Here is a 23683-nt window from a genome sequence, read left to right as displayed (position 1 = left end):
AAATCATGGTTAATTTTGAGTATGAGAAAAGCAAAACGGATCATGGGGCGGACGGCTGCTGCCCCGCGGATGACCAAGGCGGCAGCGCTGCTGATCGCCATCGGCCTGTCGGTGCCGGTTTTTCTGGTGCTGACCCTGGTGGAGGCGCTGTTTTTCTGAGGCAGGATGATTTGCTGAGAGGCGCCTAAGGGCAGGTTTGCCCTTAAGGCGCCTGTTTCAGTGTATCCCGGCCATCCCCGCCTCAAGGGGGACCCGTGCTGCGCACGGCCGCTTGGGCGGCCCTTGACCCGGGGCTGGCCTGAGTGGGGCGTTACGGGGATGTGCTGGCGCGCCGCGCAGCGGCGCCCGGCCCAACCGTGAGGACCCGTCTTTGAAGGGGCTGGAACGGGCGGGAGCATCTGCGGGCAACAAAAAAGGGAGCGCGGCGGCTCCCTTTTTCGGTTTTATGTCAGAAGGTTCAGCCGTCCAGCCGCACCAGCGCGTGGCGCTTTTTGCCGGCGCTCAGCTTGATCGGCGAGGACAGTGCGCCTGCGTCGATCATCAGGCCGGCATCGGTCAGCGGCTGGTCGTCGATCCGGGCGCCGTTTTCACTGATCAGCCGCTTGGCGTCCTTGCCGGATTTGGCGAGGCCGGATTTCACGATCAGCTGAACGATCGAAATGCCGTCGCCGAGATCGGCAGGCGTCAGCGACAGGGTGGGCAGGTCATCGCCCACGCCGCCTTTCTCGAATACCTCGCGGGCGGTGGCCTCGGCAGCCGCCGCGGACTCGGCACCATGGAGAAGCTTGGTCACCTCATTGGCGAGGATCACCTTGCCCTCGTTGATCTCAGAGCCTTGCAGGGCGCCGATGCGCTCGCATTCCTCCACCGGCAGTTCGGTGTAGAGCTTGAGGAAGCGGCCGACGTCAGCATCGGTGGTATTGCGCCAGAACTGCCAGAACTCATATGGGGAACGCATTTCGGCGTTGAGCCAGACCGCACCGTCCTGCGACTTGCCCATCTTCTTGCCGTCCGAGGTGGTCAAGAGCGGCGAGGTGAGGCCATAGACCTCATGCTCGATGGTGCGGCGCGTCAGGTCGATGCCGTTGACGATATTGCCCCATTGGTCCGAGCCGCCCATCTGCAGGATGCAGCCGTAGCGGCGGTTCAGCTCCATGAAGTCATAGGCCTGCAGGATCATGTAGTTGAATTCGAGGAATGACAGGGACTGCTCGCGGTCGAGGCGGGACTTGACGCTCTCGAACGACAGCATCCGGTTCACCGAGAAATGGCGGCCGATGTCGCGCAGGAATTCCAGGTAGTTCAGCCCGTCCAGCCATTCGGCGTTGTTCAGCATCAGCGCCTTGTTCGGCGCGTCGCTGTCGTAGTCGATATAGGCCGAGAACACCTTCTTGATGCCCGCGATATTGTCGTCGATCTGGGATTCGGTCAGCAGCGGGCGCTCATCTGCGCGGAAAGAGGGGTCGCCCACCTTGGTGGTGCCGCCGCCCATCAGGGTGATCGGCTGGTGGCCGGTCTTCTGGAACCAGCGCAGCATCATGATCTGGATAAGCGAGCCGACGTGCAGCGATTTCGCTGTGGCGTCAAAGCCGATATAGGCCGGGCGCACACCTTGCAGCAGGGCGTCGTCCAGGCCCTGATAATCGGTGCAGTCCGCGAGGAACCCGCGTTCCATCATGACTGCGACGAAATCCGATTTCGGTGTGTAGGTCATAACATGCCTCGGTCTATGGTTTTGCACCATGCCCTATAAATCGCATTGACGCCGGTTGGAACCTGTTTTCCCGGCAAAATATGCGCTGTAGTATCCCCTGCAACGGGCGGTACGGCCCGGATCCTGAAGGATGGGGGCAGGCCATGAGCAGGGCCATTGCAAAAACGGGTGCGGTCAGGGCGCTGGGTGCGATGAGCGGCACCTCGCTGGACGGGGTGGATGCGGCGGTGGTGGTGACCGACGGCGCGCGCATTCACGGGTTCGGCGAGAGCAGCTACCGCGAGTATTCGGCGGAGGAGCGCCGGGTGCTGCGGGCGGGCCTTGGCAAGTGGGCGGGGCCGGAGGTTGAGGCCGCGGCAGCGGTCTGCGATGCGGCCCATGCGGCGGCGCTGGCGGAGTTCGGCGAAGTGGAAATCATCGGCTTTCACGGCCAGACGCTGGCCCATGCGCCGCGGCTGCAGGGCACGCTGCAGGTCGGCGACGGTGCTGCATTGGCCGAAAAGCTGGGCAAGCCGGTGGTCTGGGATTTCCGCACGGACGATGTAGCGATGGGCGGCGAGGGCGCGCCGCTGGCGCCGTTCTTTCACTTTGCCTGCGCCAAATACATCGGCGCTGAGAAACCCTTGTGTTTCCTGAACCTGGGCGGGGTTGGCAACCTGACTTATGTGGATCCGCGGTTTGACAGGCCGGAGGAGCCAGGAGCGCTGTTGGCCTTTGACACCGGCCCGGCCAATGCGCCTGTCAATGATCTGGTGCAGGAGCGTTTGGGCATTCCCTGGGACGCGGACGGCAAGGTGGCGCGGTCCGGCACCGTTGAAACCGGTGCGCTGGAGCTGTTCCTGGCCGAACCCTATTTTTCAAGAATGCCGCCCAAGTCGCTGGACAGGAACGATTTTGCTGAGATGGTTGAACTGGTCAATGAGCTGAGCGACGCGGATGCTGCGGCCACCCTGATAGCCATGTGCGCCGCCGCCGTGGCGCAGGGCATGGAGCATTGCCCCGAGCCGCCGGAGATGGTGCTGGTCACCGGCGGCGGGCGGCACAACCCGGTGCTGATGGAGATGCTGCGTGTGTCGCTCGATTGTCCGGTAAAGCCGGTGGAGGACGCAGGGCTGGACGGCGACATGCTGGAGGCGCAGGCCTTTGCCCATCTGGCGGTGCGGGTGGCGCGCGGGATGCCGACATCAGCGCCTGGGACCACTGGGGTGCGCGCTTGCGTGGGCGGCGGCGTGGTGAGTGTGCCGGGGGTGTGAGGTTGTGACCGGGCGGACAAGAAACTTCGAAGTTTCTTGGCAAATTTCTTCGAAGAAATTTGTGCGGCCTCTGGCGGCGGATCAGCGGGAGAGCTGGCGGAGGTAGTCCGCCGTGAACTCCCCGTACCCGTCTGACGTCGACTTGAGATGTGCTTGGGTCATGGTGTGGAATGCGGGAAGCCGGTGGAAAGGCACGTTCGGAAAGGCGTGATGCTCGGCGTGATAAGGCATGTTCCAGGCCAGAAATCGTACCAGCCGGCTGGTGAAGGTGGTGCGGGAGTTTTCCAGCATATTCGCGACCGGGGGACAGAGGCCGTGCTCCGCCAGTAAGTAGGCCCGCAGGAACGGCTGGCCGATCAGAAGCGGCACGATCCAGAGCCACAGAACCAGGGGCGACATCAGCAAGGTCGGCAGCGCGGCGGCGTAAAGTGCCAGCAGCAGCCGGGCCTCCATCCGCATGTCCGCGTGGCGGCGTTCCGGCAGGTATGGAGAATCGATGGTGCCGAAGGCGTTGCGCCAGATGGTCTCTGCCATGCCGCGCCAGTAGCCCCAGCCGCTCAGATACAGGAACCATTGGCTGAAGGTTTCAGGCCGTCCGCCATGTTCCAGCTCCGGGTCGCGTTCGGGGTCATTGGTGTATTTGTGATGCGCCAGGTGGAAATAGCGGAACCATGTGAAGGGCAGCGCGATGGCAAGGGCGCAGAAATGGCCCGCAGCCTCGTTCAGCCACTTGCTGCGGAAAGGGGTTTGGTGGGTGCATTCGTGGCTGAGGGTGAAGAGAAAGACCAGCAGTATGCCTTGCGGCAGCATCAGTAGCGGCCAGAGCGGCACTTGCAGCGCAATGCCTGCGGTGCAGGCGCCGAGAACAGCCAGATAAAGTGCCAGATGCCGCAGGCCAGCGGCGTTGGAACGGGCGGTCAAGGCTGCCTTGGTGTCCGGCGGCAGCGATTTGATAAGGCGCGTATGTTCCGGTTCGGCAGACATACGGACAGTCTCGTCCAGTCCGATGATTCGCTGCAAGGGCGGGTCAGCCGTGCGGGATGTCGAAGCCTGGAGCAGCCAGTTCAAACCCCTCAAACTCGAACCCCGGCGACACCGTGCAACTGACCAGCGTGTAGTCTCCGGTGCTGCGGGCGGCCTGCCAGTGGCCCTTGGGCACAATCAGCTGCGGCGCGCCCCGGGTCAATTCCGGGGTGAGCAGGTGGTCCTGAGCCGGGCCCTCATCGGTCGCCGCCAGCGACAGCACCAGCGGTGCGCCGGCGTGGTAGAGCCAGATCTCGGCGGCATCGACCCGGTGCCAGTGGCTGGCCTCGCCTGCCTTTAAAAGGAAGTAAATACAGGTGCCTGTGGGGCGGCCTTCATTTTCCGCACGCCAGGTTTCCTTGTACCAGCCGCCCTCCGGATGCTGCTGCAGTCCCAGGTGTTCGATGATCCGGTCTGCGTCCATTGATGCTGCCTCCGCTTTGGTGCTGGTAAATCTCTATTCCAGTCATATGTTTGGGCCATGACATTCACGATCCCCTTTGACAACACCTATGCTGCCCTGCCGGGGCAGTTCTACTCCAAACTGCCGCCGCAGGCGGTAAAGGCGCCGCGGCTGGCGGCCTTTAACGAGGATCTGGCGCGGATCATGGGGATCACACCCGGCGAGGCCGGGGAGATGGCGGCGGTGTTCGGCGGCAATCAGGTGCCTGAGGGGGCTGATCCGCTGGCGCAGCTTTATTCCGGGCATCAGTTCGGCACCTATAATCCGCAGCTGGGCGACGGGCGCGCGATCCTGCTGGGCGAAGTGGTGGGAACGGACGGCAGGCGCCGTGATATTCAGCTGAAGGGCTCTGGCCGGACGCCGTATTCGCGCAATGGCGACGGGCGGGCCTGGCTGGGGCCAGTACTGCGCGAATATGTGGTGAGCGAGGCGATGCACAGCCTGGGCATCCCGACCACCCGCGCGCTGGCGGCGGTAGAGACGGGTGAGACCGTATGGCGCGAAGGGGGCTTGCCTGGCGCGGTGCTGACGCGGGTGGCGGCGAGCCATCTGCGGGTGGGCACCTTCCAGGTGTTTGCCGCGCGCGGTGACAAGGCCAGCCTGCAGCAGCTGACGGACTATGCCATTGCCCGTCACTGCCCAGAGGCGGAAGGCCCGATGGGCCTGCTGCGGGCCGTGCGCGATGCGCAGGCGGAGCTGATAGCCGCCTGGATGTCCGTGGGGTTCATTCACGGTGTGATGAATACCGACAATTCCGCGATCTCCGGCGAAACCATTGATTACGGGCCTTGCGCCTTCATGGATGTCTATCACCCGCACACCGTGTTTTCCTCGATCGACCGGGGGCGGCGCTATGCCTATGCCAACCAGCCTACGATTGCGGTCTGGAACCTGGCACAGCTGGCGACTGCGCTGATCCAGCAGATGAAGGACCCGCAGGAAGGTGTCGAGGCGGCAACGGAAATCGTGCATGCGATGCCCGCGCTGACCGAGGCGGCCTGGCTGCGGCGGTTCCGCGCAAAACTGGGGATCACTTCAGAACAGGAGAGTGATTTGGAGCTGGTTACTGCCCTGCTGGGGCGGATGGCAGAGAACCAGAGCGATTTCACCAATACCTTCCGTGCCCTGGGTGAAGGCAAGGCGCGGGACCAGTTCACTGATCCGGCGGCCTTTGATGCCTGGAAGCCGGACTGGCAGGCGCGGCTGGAAGGGGAACCGGACCCGCAGGCGGTCATGCGTGCGGCGAACCCTGCTTTCATTCCGCGCAACCACCGGATCGAGGAGATGATTGCCGGTGCGGTGGCAGGCGACTATGCGCTGTTCCACCAGTTGAACGCTGTGCTGTCCAACCCTTATGAGGATCAGCCGGAACATACTGACTTGCAGCGCCCGCCGCTGCCGGAGGAAGTGGTGCCGGCGACCTTCTGCGGCACCTGATCCCTTGTTCATCTGGCCTGAAATATCCCCAGGGGTGAATTGAGCCGAAGGCTCAAGAGGGGGCAGGCAGCCCCCTTATTGCCGCATCATTTCCGGTTGATCAGGAACACTCCGGCGGCAACCAGCGCCAGGGCGGCCCAAACCTGCGGGCCGATCACCTCATCCAGCAGCGCCCAGCCCATGAGCACTGCCAGCACTGGCGACAGAAAGCTGAAAGAGGCCACCGAACTGGCGCGGTAGATCTTGATCAGCTGGAACCACAGGAGATAGCCAAGGCTGGCGATGCAGATGCCCTGGAAGGCCAGCCCCCAGAGGTGCAGGGGTTCCAAGGCTCGGATCAGCGGGCCGAACAGCGGCGCGGCAGCCGTCAGCAGCACGGCGGAAACCGCCAGCTGGAACACCAGCTGGGTGACCGGCGGCACTGCCGCAAGCGGCGTGATGCGCAGGCACAGCGCGATGCCGGCCCAGCCGAAAGTGGCCCCCAGTGCCAGCAGATCACCCGCCAGGCTGGCGGTGCCGCCGCCGCGGTCCAGAACCGCCAGTGCCACCCCGCCCATCGCCAGCACCAGGCCCAGGCTGCGCACCCGGGTCAGCTGTTCGCCGGGCAGCAGCAGATGCGCGGCCAGCGCCAGCCAGACCGGCATCGAGTAGAAGATGATCGACGCGCGCGAGACGGAGGTCACATCCAGTGCGATGAACAGGCAGATGAATTCAAAGCAGAACAGGAGGCCTGCAACCACGCCCCAAAGCGCGGCGCCGCGGGGCAGCGGGCCGAGCCGCGGGCGGCGGAGGGCGATCCAGACCGCCAGCACCAGGAGGCCGATGGCTGAGCGCAAACCTGCCTGGAACACCGGGCCAAAGCCGCCGCCGGTCACCTTGATCACCACCTGGTTGAAGGCGAGGAGAAGGGCAAAGCCGGTCAGCAGCGCGGCACCGGAGGTATCGATGGGGCGTTTTTCTGTCATGGCGGCCACTGGAGGCGGGCAGGCGCGTCAAGTCAAGCGGAACCCGGCGGCGCTGGCGGATGGATCGGGGCTGTACGGCGGCACGGGTTTTGCGCAAGATCGGGACATCGAAAGGGGGGCGGATGCCGACAATCAAACGGCCTGATACGCTGCGGATTGCCACTTACAATATTCAGAAATGCATCGGGTTGGACCTGCGCCGGCGGCCGGAGCGTATCTTGCAGGTGCTGGACGGGATCAGGGCCGATGTGGCCGTACTGCAGGAGGCGGACAAGCGCCTGCCGCCGCGCCCGGCTGCACTGCCGCATTTTCTGGTGGAGGAAACCGGCTGGCAGGCGGCGGACCTGGGCGGTGCGGGGTCGCTCGGCTGGCATGGCAACGCGGTTTTGTACCGCAACGGTGTTGAGTTGCGGGGCAAGGGTCATATTGCGCTGCCGGGGCTGGAGCCGCGCGGCGCGGTTTGGGTGGAACTGGACACTGGCTTGGGGCCGGTGCGGGTGATTGGTGCGCATCTGGGGCTGACAGGCCGGGCGCGGCGCGAGCAGATGCATGCGCTCGCAAGGGCTGCCAAACACGATGACGCTGCAGTTATTCTGGCTGGGGATTTCAACGAATGGTCGCGCGGAGCGGTGCTGGAACATATCGCCCCGGCGCTGAAGTTCCTGCCGCCGCGGGCCAGCTTTCCGGCGATGCGGCCCCTTGGAGCGCTGGACCGGATTGCCCATTGCCAGCGGCTGACGGCGGTGGCGCATGGGGTGCATGGCAAGCGGCCGGCGCATATCGCCTCTGACCATTTGCCGGTCTGGGCGGACTTGCGGGCGGTGTGAGGCGGGAGCGCTCCCGCGCCTTTTCCGGCAGGTTGCCGTCAGGCTTGGGCGTGGCGCTGCTGCGCAGCGCAGCGGGGCTTCGCCCGTTCGCAACTGAAACTGTCCCCCGGACAGTTTCCTGATCGATACTCATTGCTGAGAGGCGCCTAAGGGCAGGTTTGCCCTTAGGCGCCAATTCAAGTGTGTGATCCGCCAGCGCCGCGTCAAGGGCACGCCGCGCGTGACGCGCGGTCCCTGCGGGACCCTTGACCCGGCGCTGGCGGAGAGCGCTTAGCGCGCGCGCTGTTTCTGGCTGCGGCGCTGGGCGTTGCCGGGCTTGCCGCCCTGCGGTTTTCCCTGCCCGCTGTTGCCGCCGCCACCGCCGCGGCGGCGCGGGCCGCCGGGTTTTCCGCCGCCGCGTCGCCCGCCGGGACGGCCGCCCGGTTTGCCTGCGGGGGCCGCCGGATCAGGCATCGCTTCCCAGGGGCGGCCGGAGGCCACAGGGATGGTGAGTTTCATCACCTTCTGGATCGCCTTCAGTTCTTCCATCTCATCCGGGGCGCAGAAGGCAACCGCCTGGCCGTCCTTGCCTGCGCGCGCGGTGCGGCCGATGCGGTGGACATAAGCGTCCGGCACATTCGGCAGCTCGAAGTTGTAGACGTATTTCACGTCCGGGATATCAAGACCGCGGGCGGCGACATCGGTAGCAACCAGCACCTTGATCTCGCCTGCCTTGAAGGCGGCCAAAGCGCGCTCGCGCTGGCCCTGGGATTTGTTGCCGTGGATCGCAGCGGCCGAAAAGCCCGCCTTGTCCAGCGTCTTCATCAGCTTTTCCATGCCCCATTTGGTGCGGCCGAACACCAGGGTGCGCTCATCCTTGTGTTCGTTCAGCAGTTCCTTCAGCAGGTCCAGTTTGGCGGCCTTGGCGATGAAATGCACCGACTGGGTGATCTTGTCGGCGGCCTTGCCCGGGGGCGAGACCTCAATCCGGACCGGGCTTTGCAGGTAGGAGTTGGCGATCTCGTTCATCTGTTTGGGCATGGTGGCCGAGAACAGCATGGTCTGGCGTTCCGCCGGGATCAGTGCGGCGATCTTGCGCAGGGTGTGGATGAAGCCCAGGTCCAGCATCTGGTCGGCCTCATCGAGCACCAGGAAGTCGCAGGAGCCAAGGTCCAGCGCGCCGCGGTCGAGGATGTCGATCAGGCGGCCCGGGGTGGCGACCAGGATGTCGGTGCCCTTGGCGATGCGGGCGATCTGCGGGTTGATGGAAACACCGCCCACCACCAGGCCCACTTTCATCGGGGTGCCCTCGGTCAGGCCCTTCAGCGTGTCGGCGATCTGGTTGGCCAGCTCGCGGGTCGGCGCCAGCACCAGGCCGCGCACGGTCATCGCCGCGGGCTTGCGGCCGTATTCCAGCATCCGCGCCACCAGTGGCACGCCGAAGGCGGCGGTCTTGCCGGTGCCGGTCTGCGCCAGGCCAAGCACGTCCTTGCCGTTCAGCGCATGCGGAATGGCGCGGGCCTGGATCGGGGTGGGGTCATTGAGACCCATGTCCTTGAGGCGGTTCAGGAGCTTTTCGGGCAGCCCCATGGTTGAAAATTCAGTCACATTCATATCCTTGTGCGGCCAGGCAATATGCACAGGCCGGTGCCGCGGATCAGAGCCGCGGATGGGGTGGGGCAGGGACCTCAGACGTACGCTGGCCGGATGCCAGGCCGCTGGCCTCTGCAATCCCCACGCGTGATCTTGGGAATGGCGGCATATCACTAGACCCCGGAATATGGTCATGCGCTGGATGCGCGTCCGGTCTCATGGCCTCTGCTCACGCGGCAGGGAGGGATGCCTGTGCGCCAAATGGCTGTGGATAAGGTGTTTGTCAAGCTTTGATACGGGTGAAAAGCCTGTTTTCGCCGCAGAATGCATCCGTTAAAGAGGAAGGTCAGAAAACCGCGAGGAAGAGATGCGAAAGACGATTATCGCCCGCTGCGAGGCCAAGGGGCTGCGCATGACCGGCCAGCGCCGGGTGATTGCCCAGGTGCTGCAGGACAGCGATGATCATCCGGATGTCGAGGAGCTGTACACACGGGCCAGCGCGATGGACGCGGGGATTTCCATCGCCACAGTGTACCGCACGGTGAAGCTGTTCGAGGAGGCGGGGATTCTGGAACGGCTGGAGTTCGGCGACGGGCGGGCGCGGTATGAGGATGCTGAACGCGAGCATCATGACCACCTGATCGACATGAACACCGGCGAGGTGATCGAGTTCTGCGACCCGGAAATCGAGGAACTGCAGGAGCGGATCGCCCGCAAGCTGGGCTATGAGCTGCGCGGGCATAAGCTGGAGCTTTACGGGGTGCCGGCCAAGAAGGCCTGAAGCTGCCGGAGAACTGGCCACGCTACAGCTTGGCTTCGCCTTTGATCTGCACCGTGATCTTGTAGGACTTCATCAGTTTCATTTGCTGGGCCAGATAAGCGGCATTGCCTGCGTAGCGCAGCTTGAACCCTCTGACTGTTTTCTTCTTGGGGACCCAGTCCCAGCGGAAGTCATAGACATCGTTCACAGTTCCATCGAATTCGAACGTCTTGCCCTTGGGGGTCAGATTGCCGGAGAGGGACGCCTGATACAGTGTTCTGGCCAGGTCGCGGTTCTTGACGAAGAAGATCGTCTCATTCTTCAGCTTGACCGGCTTCTTGTGCTTGCCAGCAATCTTGCGCAGTTCCGCGCTGTTCAGGATGGCTTGCGAGATTTTTGATTTCACCCCGTGGCTGATGTTTCCCTTGCCATCAATGGAGCGTTTCATGTGCTCATAGGCGATGGGATAGCTCTTGTTTTCCGCCTTGTTGGCATCATGCATGGCTGCCCTGATTTCATCCACGGCGGATTTGCCAAGTTCGTCGATTGCCTTTTCGGCGTCCTTGGCGGTTTTGATCAGTGAATTCAGCGGGTCGAAGTCTGGCATCAGGGTGTCTCCTGCTGGATATGGAAACGGAAAGCGGTGCAATAAGCGGTGCGGTGCGGCGAAAAACCGGTGCGCTGCCAGCCTGCCGCGGCTGAATCCGGGAGCCGCCATTCCTTAACATATATCATAAGTCTTGATGGTCACCGTAACGACTTGTCATGGTAGGGGGTCGGAAACGGAGTTGCCCGCGCCGGGGCGCTGATGTTTTTTGCCCGGATGGCCTGGCGTGCTGCTGGTCTGCATTACGGGACGCGCGAACATGAACAACCTGCACGGCATTCTTCTGGTCATCGCTTCAATGGCGTTCTTCACGCTTGAAGACATGTTCATCAAGCAGCTGTCCGGTACCTTGCCCGTCGGCCAGATCCTGATCTGCCTTGGTGTTGGCAGCGGGCTGGTCTTTGCGGTGATGGCCAAGATGCAGGGACACAACCTGTTTGCGCCGCGGTCCTGGCGGCTGCGCCCCGTACTGCGTGCAGGGACAGAGGCGGTGTCGGCAATGGGCTTTGCCTCGGCGCTGGCGCTGGTCGACATCTCGGTTGTGGCAGCCGTGTTTCAGGCAACGCCGCTGGTGATCACCATGGGGGCTGCGCTGTTTCTGGGGGAACAGGTCGGCTGGCGGCGCTGGCTGGCGATCTGCGTTGGCTTTGCGGGTGTGCTGCTGATCATCCGGCCGGGGCTGGACAGCTTCGAGCCTGCGGCATTGCTAGTGGTGATTGCGGTGCTGGGGGTGGCCACGCGGGATCTGATGACCCGGGTGATGGACAGTGCGGTGCCATCCACCATTGTCAGCTTCCAGGCGTTCCTGGCGGTCATTCCGGCAGGCCTGCTGCTCTTGGCCTTTACCCCTGGCGAGGCGCAGATGATGGAGCAGAACGAATACCTGATGATGGCAGGCGGCGTTCTGTTCGGGGTCTTGGGATATTACGGCATCGTCACCGCAATGCGGGTGGGGGATGCCTCTGCGGTGACGCCGTTCCGCTATACCCGGCTGCTGTTCTCCATCCTGGCGGGCGTGCTGGTCTTTGGCGAGCGTCCCGATACGCTGACGCTGACGGGTGCTGCGCTGATCATCGGATCGGGTCTTTACACCTTTGTGCGCGAGCAGCGGCTGGCACGGCGGGCCCGCCGGGCGGCGGCTGCTGCGGCCTGACGTCCCGGCTGGCGGAAATCCTCTGTCCTGTTGGCGCAAACAGCGTCTTGTTAGCCCTAACCTGCCGCTTTTATGTGTGTTAGCGATAACGATCCCGGTTTACTTTCCTGCAGCGGCTGGTATGACGCTGGCAGCAAAACGCGCCGCTTTCAGGCCAAACCAAGGATGGACAGATGAGCACCATTATCGACATTCACGCCCGTGAGATCCTCGACAGCCGGGGCAACCCGACGGTTGAGGTCGACGTGATCCTGGAAGACGGCACCATGGGCCGTGCCGCCGTGCCTTCCGGTGCCTCGACCGGCGCCTATGAGGCGGTGGAAAAGCGCGACGGCGACAAGTCCCGTTACATGGGCAAAGGCGTGCTGGAAGCGGTTGCCGCTGTGAACGGTGAGATTGCCGAAGAGCTGGTGGGCTTTGACGCCACCGAGCAGGTTGCAGTCGATCAGGCGATGATTGAGCTGGACGGCACCGAGAACAAGGGCCGCCTGGGCGCAAACGCCATTCTGGGCGTGTCGATGGCGGTGGCCAAGGCAGCCGCAGATTTCACCACCCAGCCGCTCTACCGCTATATCGGCGGCACCTCTGCCCGCGTGCTGCCGGTGCCGATGATGAACATCATCAACGGCGGCGAGCATGCCGACAACCCGATCGACATCCAGGAATTCATGATCATGCCGGTTGCCGCGGACAACATCCGCGAAGCTGTCCGCATGGGTTCGGAAGTGTTCCACACCCTGAAGAAAGAGCTGTCGGCGGCGGGCCTCAGCACCGGGATCGGCGACGAGGGCGGCTTTGCCCCCAACATCGGCTCCTCCCGCGAGGCATTGGACTTCATCCTGAAGTCGATCGAAAAAGCCGGCTACAAGCCCGGTGAGGAAATTTACCTGGCGCTGGATTGCGCGGCGACCGAATACTACAAGGACGGCAAATACGTGCTGGCGGGCGAGGGCAAATCCCTGTCCTCCGAGGAAAACGCCGACTATCTGGCGGCGCTGGTCAATGACTACCCGATCATCTCCATCGAAGACGGGATGTCCGAAGACGACTGGGACGGCTGGAAGCTACTGACCGACAAGATCGGCAACTCTGTGCAGCTGGTGGGCGACGATCTGTTCGTGACCAATCCGGCGCGCCTGGCTGAGGGCATCGAGCGCGGCGTTGCGAACTCGATGCTGGTGAAGGTGAACCAGATCGGCTCCCTGACCGAGACCCTGAAGGCCGTCGATATGGCGCACCGCGCCCGCTACACCAACGTGATGTCGCACCGCTCCGGCGAGACCGAGGACGCCACCATTGCCGACCTTGCGGTTGCCACCAACTGCGGCCAGATCAAGACCGGCTCGCTGGCGCGCTCTGACCGGCTCGCAAAGTACAACCAGCTGATCCGTATCGAGGAAGCGCTGGGTGAAGTGGCCGAATACGCAGGCCGTTCGATCCTGAAGTAAGATTGCGAAGCCCCGCCATTCCGGCGGGGCTTTTCCTCCCAGGATTCATTCAGATGTGCCGATTTGAAAACTGTTTTTCTCTATCTTTTGAGCTTGCCGGTCCTGAAGGACAGTGTTGACCGTTTGATCTTCCTGTCCATGAACCACGACAGGCTGCCGTCTCTGGATCAGCGTTATGCCGATCATCCGTTGGCCTCCGCTCTTCACCTAATTCCGGGCATCTTCTTTTTCCTGATTGGACCGCTGCAATTCTCCTCTGGAGTTCGCAGGCGTTTGCCAGCGGTGCACCGGACATTGGGCCGTTTGTTCATTCTTTGCGGTGTGACCTCATGCCTTAGCGTCATGTATATGGTGCTGGTTTTCCCGGCGCTTGGCGGGGTTTTGACCCAGGCCGTAACTTTTGCGATATGCATCAGCATGATGGCCGCAATGGCGTGTGCATACAATTTGGCGCGGTGCCGACGCTTCGTTTTGCATCTGCGTGCGATGCGGCTGGCTTTCGCTCTAGGCATGACGGTGTCTACCGCGCGGATTTATATCGAACTGGCTGACCAAATGATGTCGGTCCCGTTTGAGCAGAGTTTCACTGCTGCATCTGCTGCGGGTTTGGTGACGAACCTGGGTGTTCTTCTGGTGCTGGAAGCGCGCAGCGGCACTTCTCGAAAAGCGTAGGAGTGCATTAGCTCTGCTTTAGCCACTAACTCTTCCAGCTCTGGAAGGGGAGCATGCTGGTTGGATAAGTGGCGGATCTGGAGAAGTAGAGATAAGGCTGCTGGGAGAATTCTTGAGAGGCTGAAATGCAGGTACCTGGTACGGACAATAGCTTTCAATGCGGCCATGCGGAGCTGCTGCTGCGCTCCTATTTGCAGGTAGTTGGCCGGCCGCTTCTGGAGGGCGCAGATGCCGAAGCGCTCTATCATGCGCCGTTTCCGGTGCTGTCGCACAACACCGCCGCCGACCCGGTTTTGACTTATGGAAACCTGGCGGCGCAGGCATTGTGGGAGATGGGCTGGGAACAGTTGACCGCGATGCCGTCGCGGCTGACGGCAGAGCCTGCGCACCGGGAGCAACGGGATATGATGTTTGCCGAGATGCGGGCCAAAGGCTTCATCGGGGATTGTGCCGGCGTCAGGATCAGCGCCTCTGGGCGGCGGTTTGAGATCCGCGGGGCGGTAATATGGCCGCTGCTGGGACCGGACGGCGTAAAGCTGGGCGAGGCGGCAAGTTTCCGGGATTACAGGTTCATCTGACAGTATACCTGCCGGAAACGGCATGTGTGGCCCGGATCACAGACGCTCACAATGACGTCATGGTAGCGTGTTCCTACGCGGTGCAAAGGTGCTGCGGGAAAGGGGAACAGGCCATGCAGATGCGGATGTTGCGCACAGTGGCAATCTGTGCAGTTCTTTCAACCCTTTTAGGGTGCAGCGGTCCGGGGATGTACCCGTTCAGCGGTCAGGCCGCGTCACCGGATGATCCGGTCCAGCGGCTGAACCTTGGCGGGGAAATACGCTGATACCAGGGCTGCGGCCTGAACACGGGCTGCAGCCAAAGATCTGGCGCCCTGTCCGGGGGGAGGGCGCCAGATCAAAAATCATTAGCAGGCTGCGGTGTAATAGGTGCCGTCACCGCGGGAATAGGCGCACTGATTTGACTGGTTGTTCTGGGCGACCAGGGTTCCGGCGGCAGCGCCGCCAAGCGCCGCGATAAGCCGCCAGTCGTCGTCAGCCTTGAGCGCGTCAGCGGCGATCAGGCCAGCTGCGGCGCCGCCTGCCACACCGGCAACGGTGCGCTGTTCCGGGGTCAGGTTGGTACAGGCGCCAAGGCCCAGTACGGCGGAACTTGCGAGAGCAGGGATCCAGCGGAAAGTCATTTGATATCTCCATTTTCAGGTCCGGTGCGGCTGTATTGCGGGCCGCAGACGGGACTGTAACGCCGGTCCCGGCAGGATGGTTCCTTATAAATGCGCGCAGTCATCACAGCAGCGCAATTCTGCCGGAGGGGGGCGCACAGCGGCGGGCTTTTGCCGGGGAGGGGTGGAAGAGCCCGCCGTGAAGTGCCGCATTTCAGTTCGATCTCAGGCCTGGAAGCCGGGTGGCTTCCGGGCCGTATTTTGTTCATCAAACTGCCTGTGGCGCAGCCGTGTCAGAGCTGTTTGGTCATCAGAATGTAGTTTTTGCGCGGCTGGAAGCGGGTGCGTAGATAAAGCCGCTGTGCGGTTTCGTTTTCGCGGTCGACCTCCAGATGAAGGGCCCGCATGCCAGCGGTTGCAAGAGTTTTCGGCAGTTCGGTCAGCACTTCGGTAGCAATGCCGCGGCCGCGCACGGCGGGGCGGATGTAGAGTTCATCGACAAAACCGTCCATGCCGCCGAATTCCACCGACCAGCCGAAGGTGATGACAATATAGCCGATCGGCGCACGGGTGGGGCCGATCAGGTAGACGGCACCGTAAGGGTGGCCGTTCAGCAAAGGCTCAATGCCTGCGCGGCGGTGCTCGTCGCTGCTGTCCAGGCCGGATTCGGCATGAAAAGCGGCCACCAGCGCCAGAACGGTTTCCATATGTTCGAGCTTGGCGAGATGCAGGGCGGCGCTCATAGGCGGGCGAGCCTTTCGGTCAGAAGGGTGAAGAAGCCGTCCGCGTCGGCATCGCCTATGAACAGGGCATTGGGTTTGCGGTTGGTGACGCCCCACCAGTCGGCGACAGTCATGCCAAGGGTGAGCTCAGAAGCGGTTTCGATCTCGACATTCACATGGCGGCCGGAAAACAGCTCCGGCTTGAGCAGCCAGGCAATGACGCAGGGGTCGTGCAGCGGACCGCCTTCTGAGCCGTATTTCTCCACATCAAAGCGCTCGAAAAAGTCGAGCATTTCGGCGGTGAAATGCCCGACGCGGGTATCGAGGGCGCGGATTGCTTCGACGCGCGGCTTGGTGGCCAGCACTTTATGCGTCACATCGAGCGGCATCACTGTGACCGGCACGCCGGATTTGAACACACTTTCCGCGGCCTCCGGATCGACATAGATGTTGAATTCCGCTGCCGGGGTGATGTTGCCAACCTCGAAGTAGGCACCGCCCATCATTACGATTTCCTGAACCCGGGGGATGATGTCCGGGGCTGTGCTCAAGGCGGCAGCGATATTGGTGAGCGGACCAAGCGTGCAGAGAGAGACAGTGCCGGGTTCATGGCTGCGCAGTGTGTCGATGATGAAATCGACGCCATGCCCGTCAGCCAGAGGCATTGCGGGCTCCCACAGGTCCGGTCCGTCCAGGCCGGTCTGGCCATGCACATGTTCGGCGGTGATCAGCGGACGGGCAAGCGGCGCCGCGCTGCCTGCATATACCGGCACATCCGTCCTGCCTGCAGCCTCGCAGACGATGCGGGCGTTCTTGCTGGTCAGCTCCAGAGGGACATTGCCCGCCACGCAAGTGACGCCAAGCAGGTCGAGGTCTTCCGGACTGGCCAGCGCCAGCAGGATGGCGACGGCATCGTCCTGGCCGGGATCGGTATCGATGATGATTTTTCTGGCGCTCATGGCGGTCTCCGCTGGTCGTGAGCTGTGAGACTACGCGCTGCCGAACCGGGATTGAACCGGCAGGGCGCGAACCTTTGCAAATTTCCGGAGATTTTCTGCGACGGAAGTTTGCCGCCCCCGCGTTTGCTTTCTATAGTTGCCTGACGCAGCGTCACGGGCGGGATGGCCCGCAGACGCCGCCAGTGATTGCTCAGCCCGATTCCGGGCCTTATTGGTACGGCTTTGTTCAGCCGGAAACACATTGATTTGCATGGGGAAAGTGAGACATGCCCAAAGAGCCCAAAGTTGTTGGCGATATCCTGAAAGACAAGAAAATGACCGCCGCTTATATGGATTATTGCAAGCGGCGGTACTGCCTGAATGAGTTCATGTTCACCCAGAACAAAGGCAACCCGGAATCGCTCTGGACCCGTTACATGGACCAGAAGAAAGGCAAGGAGCCGGTCAACATCACCTCCAAGACTCATCTGGCTGCCAAAGCGCTGGCCGATAAGGGCGATTTCAAGAGCGGCGACTGGAAGAAAATCATCGCGACCGGCAAGGAAGAGGTCGTGAAGATGCTGAACAAGGATGTGATGGGATTCACCGGCGGCGATGAATACAAGAAATACGTGGCCGAAAACGCGATGGGGGACCCCAAGAAGGCGGCCAAGCTCTTGGGCATCACCGATGTGAAGAAGCTGAAGGAAGTGATGGTGAATGTCGCCGTCGACGACAAGAAGACCGCCGAAAAGCTGTGGAAAGAGCTGGCGAAGAAGGAAAAGATCCTGGAAGACTACAAGGCAATTTCGTCTTCGTTGAAGAAGGCCAACCTGGTCTGATCCAGCCGCGCCTGAGGCCCGGCGGCTGCGCCGCCGGGATTTGAGTATTCAGGCAAAGAAGAAGGGACAGGGCGCGTTCAGGCGCGCTCGTCTGACTTCACTTCATCCCAGAGCGCATCCATTTCCGCCAGATCGCTGTCTTCGGGGCGTTTGCCGCGCGCGGCGAGCTTGGCTTCGACGCCTTCGAAGCGGCGGGTGAACTTGGCGTTGGCGGCGCGCAGGGCGGCTTCCGGCTCAACCCCCAGGTGGCGGCCCAGGTTGGCCATCACAAACAGGAGGTCGCCGAATTCCTCTTCGACTTCCGCGTGGGTGAGGGTGTCGCGAGCCTCGACCAGCTCGGCGCATTCCTCGGTGATCTTGGCGATGACATTGTCGGCTGACGGCCAATCAAAACCGACGCGGGCCGCGCGTTTCTGGAGTTTGTAAGCGCGCAGGAGCGCGGGCAGTCCAACCGCCACACCGTCCAGCGTACCCTTCTGTTCCTTGCCTGCGCGTTCTGCCGCCTTGATTGCCTCCCAATCCTGCGTCTGCTGTTCGGCGGATTTCTCGCGGGACTCATCGCCGAACACATGCGGATGACGGGAGACCATCTTGTCCGACATGGTCCGCACCACGTCCTGAAAGGTGAAATGCCCGGCTTCTTCTGCCATCTGTGCATGGAAGACGGATTGGAACAGCAGGTCGCCCAGTTCGCCCTTCAGTTCCTGCCAGGCCTCGCGCTCGATGGCGTCGGCAACTTCATACGCCTCTTCAATGGTGTAGGGGGCGATGGTGGCGAAATCCTGTTCGATGTCCCAGGGGCAGCCGGCTTGGGGATTGCGCAGGCGCGCCATGATTTCCAGGAGGCGCTCGATGCCGGCGGACTGGTCGTGGATCAGGTCTGTTTCTTGCATTGCGGCTGCTCTTTTTCCGGTGTCAGATGCATCATCCCGAGTCTGGAGCAGGAGTCCACCCCGATGCCCGTTGTGAACCGTATTGCCGATTACGCCGAGGAGATGAAGGCCTGGCGGCGGCATCTGCACCAGATCCCGGAGCTGGCGCTGGACCTGCCCAAGACTGCCGCATTTGTGGCGGAGCGGCTGCGGGAGTTTGGCGTGGATGAACTGCATGAGGGCATCGCGCAGACGGGTATGGTGGCGATTATCAACGGGCAGGGTGAGGGCCCGACCATCGGGTTGCGCGCCGATATGGACGCGCTGCCGATCCCTGAGGAAACCGGGGTGGACTATGCCTCCGGCCATGCGGGCAACATGCATGCCTGCGGCCATGACGGCCATACAACGATGCTGCTGGGGGCGGCAAAATACCTGGCTGAGACGCGCAACTTCAAGGGACGCGTTGCGCTGATCTTCCAGCCCGCCGAGGAGGCGATCGGCGGCGCACGCATCATGGTGGAGGAAGGCATCATGGAGCGGTTCGGGATCAGCGAGGTCTATGCGCTGCACAATGCGCCCGGCCTGCCGGAGGGTCATTTTCTGACGACACCGGGCGCACTGATGGCTGCGGTTGATACCTTCCACATCCACATCCAGGGCAAGGGCGGCCATGGCGCAATGCCGCATGAAACCCGTGACCCTGTGATGGCGGCCTGCGGCATGGCGCAAGCGATCCAGACCATCGTCAGCCGTAACCATCACACGCTGGAGGATCTGGTGGTATCGGTCACCCAGATCCACACCGGGACCGTCGACAACGTGATCCCGGACACTGCCTATATCAACGGCACCGTGCGCACGTTTAACCCCGATGTGCAGAAGATGGTGATGCGGCGGATGAAGGAAATCGTTGCCGGGCAGGCGGCGAGTTACGGCGTTGAGGCAGAGCTGGACTATGAGATCGGCTATCCGGCCACGTTCAACGACGCCGAAAAGACCACCTTTGCGGTGGACGTTGCCAAGGAGATTTCCGGCGATGCGAATGTGGAGGCTGACGGCGGACGCGAGATGGGGGCAGAGGATTTTGCCTATATGCTGCAGGCACGGCCCGGTTCCTATCTGTTCCTGGGGCAAGGTGATAGCGCAGGGCTGCATCATCCGAAGTATGATTTTAATGACGCAATTGCACCGGTGGGGGCGTCGTTCTTTGCCCGGCTGGTGGAACGCGCGCAGCCGCTGAACAGCTGAAACGCGGCGTGTCTGCACCAGTCTGCGGGGCCGGTGCAGCAGCGGCTGTCTGCGGTCTTTGACACCAGCGGTGCAGGTGTTATTGCCGGACAAGAGGCGGCGCGCTTCTGCCGTATTCTTTGCTGGAACGTGAGAGACTATGACCGACTTCAATCAACCTATCAGCGGCAATGACCTGGCACGGTTTTCCGGGCCGAACACTTTCATGCGGCTGCCGCAGGCGACTTCGCTGGATGGATTGGATGTGGCAGTGCTGGGTGTTCCGATGGATATTGGCACCTCTTGGCGGTCGGGCACCCGTTTCGGCCCCAAGCAGATCCGCGCCGAGAGCGCGATGCTGCGGCCCTACAACATGGCAACCGGGGCGGCGCCGTTTGACAGCCTGAACATTGCCGATATCGGCGATCTGGCGATCAACACGTTTTCGCTGCCGGAATCACTCCGTATTATTGAAGACAGCTATGACGCGATCCTGTCCGGCGGGGTGATCCCGGTGGCGATGGGCGGCGATCATTCGATCACCCTGCCGATCCTGCGCGCCATTGCCAAGAAATACGGCCCCGTGGCTCTGGTGCATGTGGATGCCCATGCGGATGTGAACGACGAGATGTTCGGCGAGCGCGAGACCCATGGCACTGTCTTCCGCCGCGCCTATGAGGAAGGGCTGATCGTCCCGGACAAGACCTACCAGATCGGCATCCGCGGCACCGGCTATGCCGCCACCGATTTTTCCGAGGCGCAGGGCTGGGGGTTCCAGCACTTCCCGGCGCAGGAATTGTGGAACCGCTCGCTGCACCAGATGGGTGCGGAAATTCGCCGCGATATCGGCAATAGGCCGGTCTATGTGACCTATGATATCGATAGTCTTGACCCGGCCTATGCGCCGGGCACCGGCACGCCGGAAATCGGCGGGCTGACGACGCCGCAGGCGCTGGAACTGATCCGGTCCCTGAAGGGGGTCAACATCGTGGGCTGCGACCTTGTGGAGGTGTCGCCGCCTTATGACCCGTCGGGCAACACTGCCCTGGTGGGCGCCAACCTGCTCTATGAGCTGTTGTGCGTGCTGCCGGGCGTGGCAACGAGATAAGCGGTCCGGCCTCAAGCGGAAGGCCGGGGGAGGGCCGCGTGAGGAGGAGGCAAGAGGTGACCTTGAAACCGCATTGAGGCGGCTGATGCTGCTGGGCTGGCTGTTGCTGGCCGCGATTATCGCCGGGCTGGGGTTTGTCCGGCTGGCGCCGAGCGATCCGCTGGACTGGAACACCCAGCCGGAGCTGAGCGAGGACAAGGAGTTCCGCGGCGGCGTGTTCCGGGTGGTCCGGACCGGGCCGGACGGGCTGGAGCGGTTCCACCGCATCGCCAGCCACGCGCCGCGCACCAGCGTGCTGGCGGGCGGGCCAGACGACGGCATGGTGACCTATATCACCCGCACCCAGGTTCTGGGCTTTCCCGACTACACCACCGCGGCGCAGGACGGCGATCTGCTGAAAGTTTACGCGCGCCTGCGGTTCGGCCGGTCTGACCTCGGCGCCAACAAAGAACGGATAAACACCTGGCTCGCGGAAATGGAAGTGGCTCCGACGGCTGTTTCTGCCGGAGAGTAGGCGGCGGCTCCCGCCTGTACTCGGCCTTTTTGCAAAAAGCCTCTTACAGTTGGGCCGGGCGCCGCGCAAAGCGCGGCGCAGGCTCATCCGCCTTCGGCGGAAGAGCCTTGGGGTTTGCTGAGAAGAGCTTCAGGGGCAGGGCTGCCCCTGAAGAAACCAATTCGAGTGTGTTTGCTGATGCCGCATCAAGGGTAAGCCGTGCTGGCGCGCGGTGGCTGTGCCACCCTTGACCCGGTTCTGTGATTGTTGATTGTGGTTTGCAGAGCCTTGTTCAGAAAAGATTTTTAGGCGCTGAGCATCAGTGCCGACTTGAATATGGAGAACATTTCATGACCCCTGGATTTCCGAAGCCTGTGCTGTCTCTTGCTTGTTGCGCGCTGTTTGCTGCCTGCGGTGGAGTACCTGCAAGCAATGAGCTGCAATTCGACAACGACGGGAATGGCCGTTTCAGCGGAAGTGCGGGTTCAGGCTGGACGGTACAGGATATCAACACCTATGCCGTCAATCAGATATGCGGCGGCGGTCCTGTTTCAGGCTTCAGTGTCAGAGTTTTGCCAACTGCCCCTGACTACAAGATTTTTTCAGGCGCTTGCGCATCCGGAGAATATAGCGTGTCTGCCGCAGACGCAGGTCAGAACTATGTTGTGGCCGCCCCGACCGCCCCTGCCACTCCGAAGCCAGCCCCGGCGGCGCCGGTGGTGACGCCGGCAGGCAACAGTTCAGGGTGGGACGGTTCCACTCCTTTTGTGGATTGATCGGGCTGGTGTCAATTGGGGGGGAAGGGCAGCGCGCGCAAGGCAAAGGCACGGATACTGGTCTTCGCCCTTCAATCCCGTCATAGGCAGCCTTGCTGCTTCAAGCGCGGTTGCAGGCCCCGTGGACGAGAGAATGCCGGCACAGCTGCGCGCGGCAAAGGTGCTTTCACTGTGCGGCAGAGATTGCACCCCAGCGGCTGCGGCTGCGGTTTAAATCTTCGGGAGCTCTGGTGGAGCTGCTGAAGAACTGCGCACATCCCCCAGCGACGCCGACAGGCAGCTGCTTTGCACCTCGCGCCACATCGGCACGTTCAGGGACATCTGGCATTGCGCCATGAACATGCGCCCGTCCACCTGCAGGCAGCGCAGCTCACCCAGTTCCACGCGGGAGCCGGATTTGTCTGTGCAGTAGCAGTCGATGGTCTTGCCGCCGGGCCCCTTCACATCCGCCAGCCCCAGGCCGGGCAGGGTGAGGAGGATTGTGGCAATAAGGGCTCTGGCATGTCGCATGGCTCTAGCATATCACATGGGGGTCATTTGGCCAAAACATGAACAACAATAGGCGCGCCCATGGTTCCCGAAGAACGGCTGGAACAGATCCTGCAGCGGTTTCAGTATCTTGAAGCCGCAATGGCGGATGGTGCCGGGGGCGGGGATATTGCCGCGCTGGCCAAGGAATACTCTGACCTGCGTCCGGTCGCGGAGCAGGTGACGGCCTACCGCAAGCTGCAAAGCGATCTGGAAGAGGCGCAAGCGATGCTGGCGGACCCGGACATGAAGGATCTGGCCGCGGAGGAGATCCCGGCGCTGAAGGCGGCGATCCCGGAAGCCGAGCACGCGCTGCAGCTGGCGCTGCTGCCCAAGGATGCGGTGGACAGCCGCCCGGCGATGCTGGAAATCCGGCCTGGCACCGGCGGTGACGAAGCGGCGCTCTTTGCCGGTGATCTGCTGCGCATGTACCAGCGCTATGCCGAGGGGCAGGGCTGGAAGTTCGACATCATCGAGGAGCAGGCGACCGAGCTGGGCGGCATCAAGGAAGTGGTCGCCCATATCAAGGGTGAAAATGTCTTTGCCCGGATGAAATATGAATCCGGTGTGCACCGGGTGCAGCGGGTGCCTGCAACGGAAAGCGGCGGGCGCATCCATACCTCAGCAGCCACCGTTGCTGTGCTGCCGGAGGCAGAGGATGTGGATATCCATATCGATGCGAATGACATCCGTATCGACACCATGCGCGCGTCGGGCGCCGGCGGGCAGCACGTGAATACCACCGACTCCGCCGTGCGGATCACTCACCTGCCGACCGGGCTGATCGTCACCTCGTCGGAGAAGTCCCAGCACCGCAACCGCGAAATCGCGATGCAGGTGCTGAAGACGCGGCTGTATGATCTGGAGCGGCAGCGGATTGACAGCGAGCGGTCAGCGGACCGTGCAAGCCAAGTGGGCTCGGGGGACCGCTCAGAGCGCATCCGGACCTACAACTTTCCGCAGGGGCGGATGACGGACCACCGTATCAACCTGACGCTTTATAAGCTGGACCAGGTGATGGGCGGCGACCTGGAGGAGATCATCGACGCGCTGACCGCGGACAATCAGGCGCGGCTTCTGGCCGAGATGGGGCAGTGACC

At 62.5% G+C, this 23683-nt stretch carries 26 protein-coding genes; 15 read left to right on the top strand and 11 right to left on the bottom strand.

Features of this window, described 5'->3' with window-relative positions:
• Window positions 1-21: 21 nt before the first annotated feature.
• Window positions 22-159: a hypothetical protein gene (locus tag N6L27_RS02940; protein ID WP_271905591.1), complete on the top strand. Its 138-nt coding sequence runs from the start codon at window positions 22-24 to the stop codon at window positions 157-159.
• A gap of 298 nt (window positions 160-457) precedes the next feature.
• Here the strand turns inward: N6L27_RS02940 and tyrS are convergent, their stop codons facing one another.
• Complete coding sequence (tyrS, locus tag N6L27_RS02935) at window positions 458-1714, bottom strand: tyrosine--tRNA ligase (RefSeq protein WP_271905590.1); 1257 nt, start codon at window positions 1712-1714, stop codon at window positions 458-460.
• Between the two features lie 143 nt (window positions 1715-1857).
• Between tyrS and N6L27_RS02930 the strand changes: the two genes are divergently transcribed.
• Entirely contained in the window at window positions 1858-2967 is a 1110-nt protein-coding gene (locus N6L27_RS02930; RefSeq protein ID WP_271905589.1) for an anhydro-N-acetylmuramic acid kinase, read from the top strand.
• An 81-nt stretch (window positions 2968-3048) separates the two neighbouring features.
• Here the strand turns inward: N6L27_RS02930 and N6L27_RS02925 are convergent, their stop codons facing one another.
• Both N6L27_RS02925 and N6L27_RS02920 read right to left on the bottom strand, forming a co-directional pair.
• Window positions 3049-3951, bottom strand: coding sequence for a fatty acid desaturase (locus N6L27_RS02925; protein ID WP_271905588.1), 903 nt, complete (start codon window positions 3949-3951; stop codon window positions 3049-3051).
• A gap of 43 nt (window positions 3952-3994) precedes the next feature.
• Window positions 3995-4414 (bottom strand): cupin domain-containing protein, encoded by a 420-nt coding sequence (locus N6L27_RS02920; protein WP_271905587.1) that lies wholly within the window; start codon window positions 4412-4414, stop codon window positions 3995-3997.
• Between the two features lie 57 nt (window positions 4415-4471).
• Between N6L27_RS02920 and N6L27_RS02915 the strand changes: the two genes are divergently transcribed.
• Window positions 4472-5890 (top strand): protein adenylyltransferase SelO, encoded by a 1419-nt coding sequence (locus N6L27_RS02915; RefSeq protein WP_271905586.1) that lies wholly within the window; start codon window positions 4472-4474, stop codon window positions 5888-5890.
• Between the two features lie 86 nt (window positions 5891-5976).
• Here N6L27_RS02915 and N6L27_RS02910 read toward each other — a convergent pair whose 3' ends face one another.
• Complete coding sequence (locus N6L27_RS02910) at window positions 5977-6855, bottom strand: DMT family transporter (protein ID WP_271905585.1); 879 nt, start codon at window positions 6853-6855, stop codon at window positions 5977-5979.
• A gap of 122 nt (window positions 6856-6977) precedes the next feature.
• Here N6L27_RS02910 and N6L27_RS02905 point away from each other — a divergent pair, with 122 nt between their 5' ends.
• A complete protein-coding gene (locus tag N6L27_RS02905; protein WP_271905584.1) occupies window positions 6978-7682 on the top strand; it encodes an endonuclease/exonuclease/phosphatase family protein in 705 nt (234 codons plus the stop codon).
• A gap of 270 nt (window positions 7683-7952) precedes the next feature.
• On the opposite strand, the gene N6L27_RS02900 is transcribed toward N6L27_RS02905, so the two are convergent.
• Window positions 7953-9275 (bottom strand): DEAD/DEAH box helicase, encoded by a 1323-nt coding sequence (locus N6L27_RS02900; protein WP_442915721.1) that lies wholly within the window; start codon window positions 9273-9275, stop codon window positions 7953-7955.
• Between the two features lie 346 nt (window positions 9276-9621).
• Here N6L27_RS02900 and N6L27_RS02895 point away from each other — a divergent pair, with 346 nt between their 5' ends.
• Window positions 9622-10035 (top strand): Fur family transcriptional regulator, encoded by a 414-nt coding sequence (locus tag N6L27_RS02895; RefSeq protein WP_271905582.1) that lies wholly within the window; start codon window positions 9622-9624, stop codon window positions 10033-10035.
• 22 nt (window positions 10036-10057) lie between these two features.
• Here N6L27_RS02895 and N6L27_RS02890 read toward each other — a convergent pair whose 3' ends face one another.
• Entirely contained in the window at window positions 10058-10621 is a 564-nt protein-coding gene (locus N6L27_RS02890; protein ID WP_271905580.1) for a hypothetical protein, read from the bottom strand.
• A gap of 259 nt (window positions 10622-10880) precedes the next feature.
• Here N6L27_RS02890 and N6L27_RS02885 point away from each other — a divergent pair, with 259 nt between their 5' ends.
• The 4 genes from N6L27_RS02885 (at window position 10881) to N6L27_RS02870 (ending at window position 14472) form a co-directional block, all read left to right on the top strand.
• Window positions 10881-11774 carry a DMT family transporter gene (locus N6L27_RS02885; protein ID WP_271905579.1) on the top strand — a complete coding sequence of 298 codons (894 nt, stop codon included), beginning with the start codon at window positions 10881-10883 and terminating at the stop codon, window positions 11772-11774.
• A 173-nt stretch (window positions 11775-11947) separates the two neighbouring features.
• Entirely contained in the window at window positions 11948-13222 is a 1275-nt protein-coding gene (eno, locus tag N6L27_RS02880; RefSeq protein ID WP_271905578.1) for a phosphopyruvate hydratase, read from the top strand.
• Window positions 13223-13285: 63 nt separating this feature from the next.
• Window positions 13286-13894 (top strand): DUF2306 domain-containing protein, encoded by a 609-nt coding sequence (locus N6L27_RS02875; RefSeq protein WP_271905577.1) that lies wholly within the window; start codon window positions 13286-13288, stop codon window positions 13892-13894.
• Between the two features lie 125 nt (window positions 13895-14019).
• The gene (locus N6L27_RS02870; RefSeq protein WP_271905576.1) at window positions 14020-14472 is read left to right on the top strand and encodes an MEKHLA domain-containing protein; all 453 of its coding nucleotides are present in this window, start codon (window positions 14020-14022) and stop codon (window positions 14470-14472) included.
• 347 nt (window positions 14473-14819) lie between these two features.
• On the opposite strand, the gene N6L27_RS02865 is transcribed toward N6L27_RS02870, so the two are convergent.
• The 3 genes from N6L27_RS02865 to N6L27_RS02855 form a co-directional block, all read right to left on the bottom strand.
• Entirely contained in the window at window positions 14820-15095 is a 276-nt protein-coding gene (locus N6L27_RS02865; protein ID WP_039178560.1) for a glycine zipper 2TM domain-containing protein, read from the bottom strand.
• Window positions 15096-15367: 272 nt separating this feature from the next.
• A complete protein-coding gene (locus N6L27_RS02860) occupies window positions 15368-15817 on the bottom strand; it encodes a GNAT family N-acetyltransferase (RefSeq protein ID WP_271905575.1) in 450 nt (149 codons plus the stop codon).
• Window positions 15814-16755 (bottom strand): nucleoside hydrolase, encoded by a 942-nt coding sequence (locus N6L27_RS02855; RefSeq protein ID WP_271905574.1) that lies wholly within the window; start codon window positions 16753-16755, stop codon window positions 15814-15816. Before N6L27_RS02855 ends, N6L27_RS02860 begins: the two co-directional genes overlap by 4 nt.
• Window positions 16756-17021: 266 nt before the next feature.
• Between N6L27_RS02855 and N6L27_RS02850 the strand changes: the two genes are divergently transcribed.
• Complete coding sequence (locus N6L27_RS02850) at window positions 17022-17576, top strand: hypothetical protein (protein ID WP_271905573.1); 555 nt, start codon at window positions 17022-17024, stop codon at window positions 17574-17576.
• A 77-nt stretch (window positions 17577-17653) separates the two neighbouring features.
• Here N6L27_RS02850 and mazG read toward each other — a convergent pair whose 3' ends face one another.
• Complete coding sequence (gene mazG, locus N6L27_RS02845) at window positions 17654-18469, bottom strand: nucleoside triphosphate pyrophosphohydrolase (RefSeq protein ID WP_271905572.1); 816 nt, start codon at window positions 18467-18469, stop codon at window positions 17654-17656.
• A 63-nt stretch (window positions 18470-18532) separates the two neighbouring features.
• Here mazG and N6L27_RS02840 point away from each other — a divergent pair, with 63 nt between their 5' ends.
• From N6L27_RS02840 to N6L27_RS02825, 4 genes are all read left to right on the top strand, one after another.
• Window positions 18533-19699: a M20 aminoacylase family protein gene (locus N6L27_RS02840; protein WP_271905571.1), complete on the top strand. Its 1167-nt coding sequence runs from the start codon at window positions 18533-18535 to the stop codon at window positions 19697-19699.
• A 139-nt stretch (window positions 19700-19838) separates the two neighbouring features.
• Window positions 19839-20786 (top strand): agmatinase, encoded by a 948-nt coding sequence (speB, locus tag N6L27_RS02835; RefSeq protein ID WP_271905570.1) that lies wholly within the window; start codon window positions 19839-19841, stop codon window positions 20784-20786.
• A gap of 73 nt (window positions 20787-20859) precedes the next feature.
• Window positions 20860-21300, top strand: a complete 441-nt coding sequence (locus N6L27_RS02830) for a DUF1499 domain-containing protein (RefSeq protein ID WP_271905569.1) — start codon at window positions 20860-20862, stop codon at window positions 21298-21300.
• A 329-nt stretch (window positions 21301-21629) separates the two neighbouring features.
• The gene (locus tag N6L27_RS02825; protein ID WP_271905568.1) at window positions 21630-22055 is read left to right on the top strand and encodes a hypothetical protein; all 426 of its coding nucleotides are present in this window, start codon (window positions 21630-21632) and stop codon (window positions 22053-22055) included.
• A gap of 210 nt (window positions 22056-22265) precedes the next feature.
• Here the strand turns inward: N6L27_RS02825 and N6L27_RS02820 are convergent, their stop codons facing one another.
• A complete protein-coding gene (locus N6L27_RS02820) occupies window positions 22266-22565 on the bottom strand; it encodes a hypothetical protein (protein WP_271905567.1) in 300 nt (99 codons plus the stop codon).
• A gap of 60 nt (window positions 22566-22625) precedes the next feature.
• Here N6L27_RS02820 and prfA point away from each other — a divergent pair, with 60 nt between their 5' ends.
• Window positions 22626-23681 (top strand): peptide chain release factor 1, encoded by a 1056-nt coding sequence (prfA, locus tag N6L27_RS02815; protein WP_271905566.1) that lies wholly within the window; start codon window positions 22626-22628, stop codon window positions 23679-23681.
• Window positions 23682-23683 lie beyond the last annotated feature (2 nt).

It is taken from the genome of Leisingera sp. SS27, from assembly GCF_028368855.1.
In the GTDB taxonomy this organism is placed as follows: Bacteria; Pseudomonadota; Alphaproteobacteria; order Rhodobacterales; family Rhodobacteraceae; genus Leisingera.
Note: the sequence above shows the minus strand (reverse complement) of the source record. Positions and strands in the feature narration are given on the sequence as shown.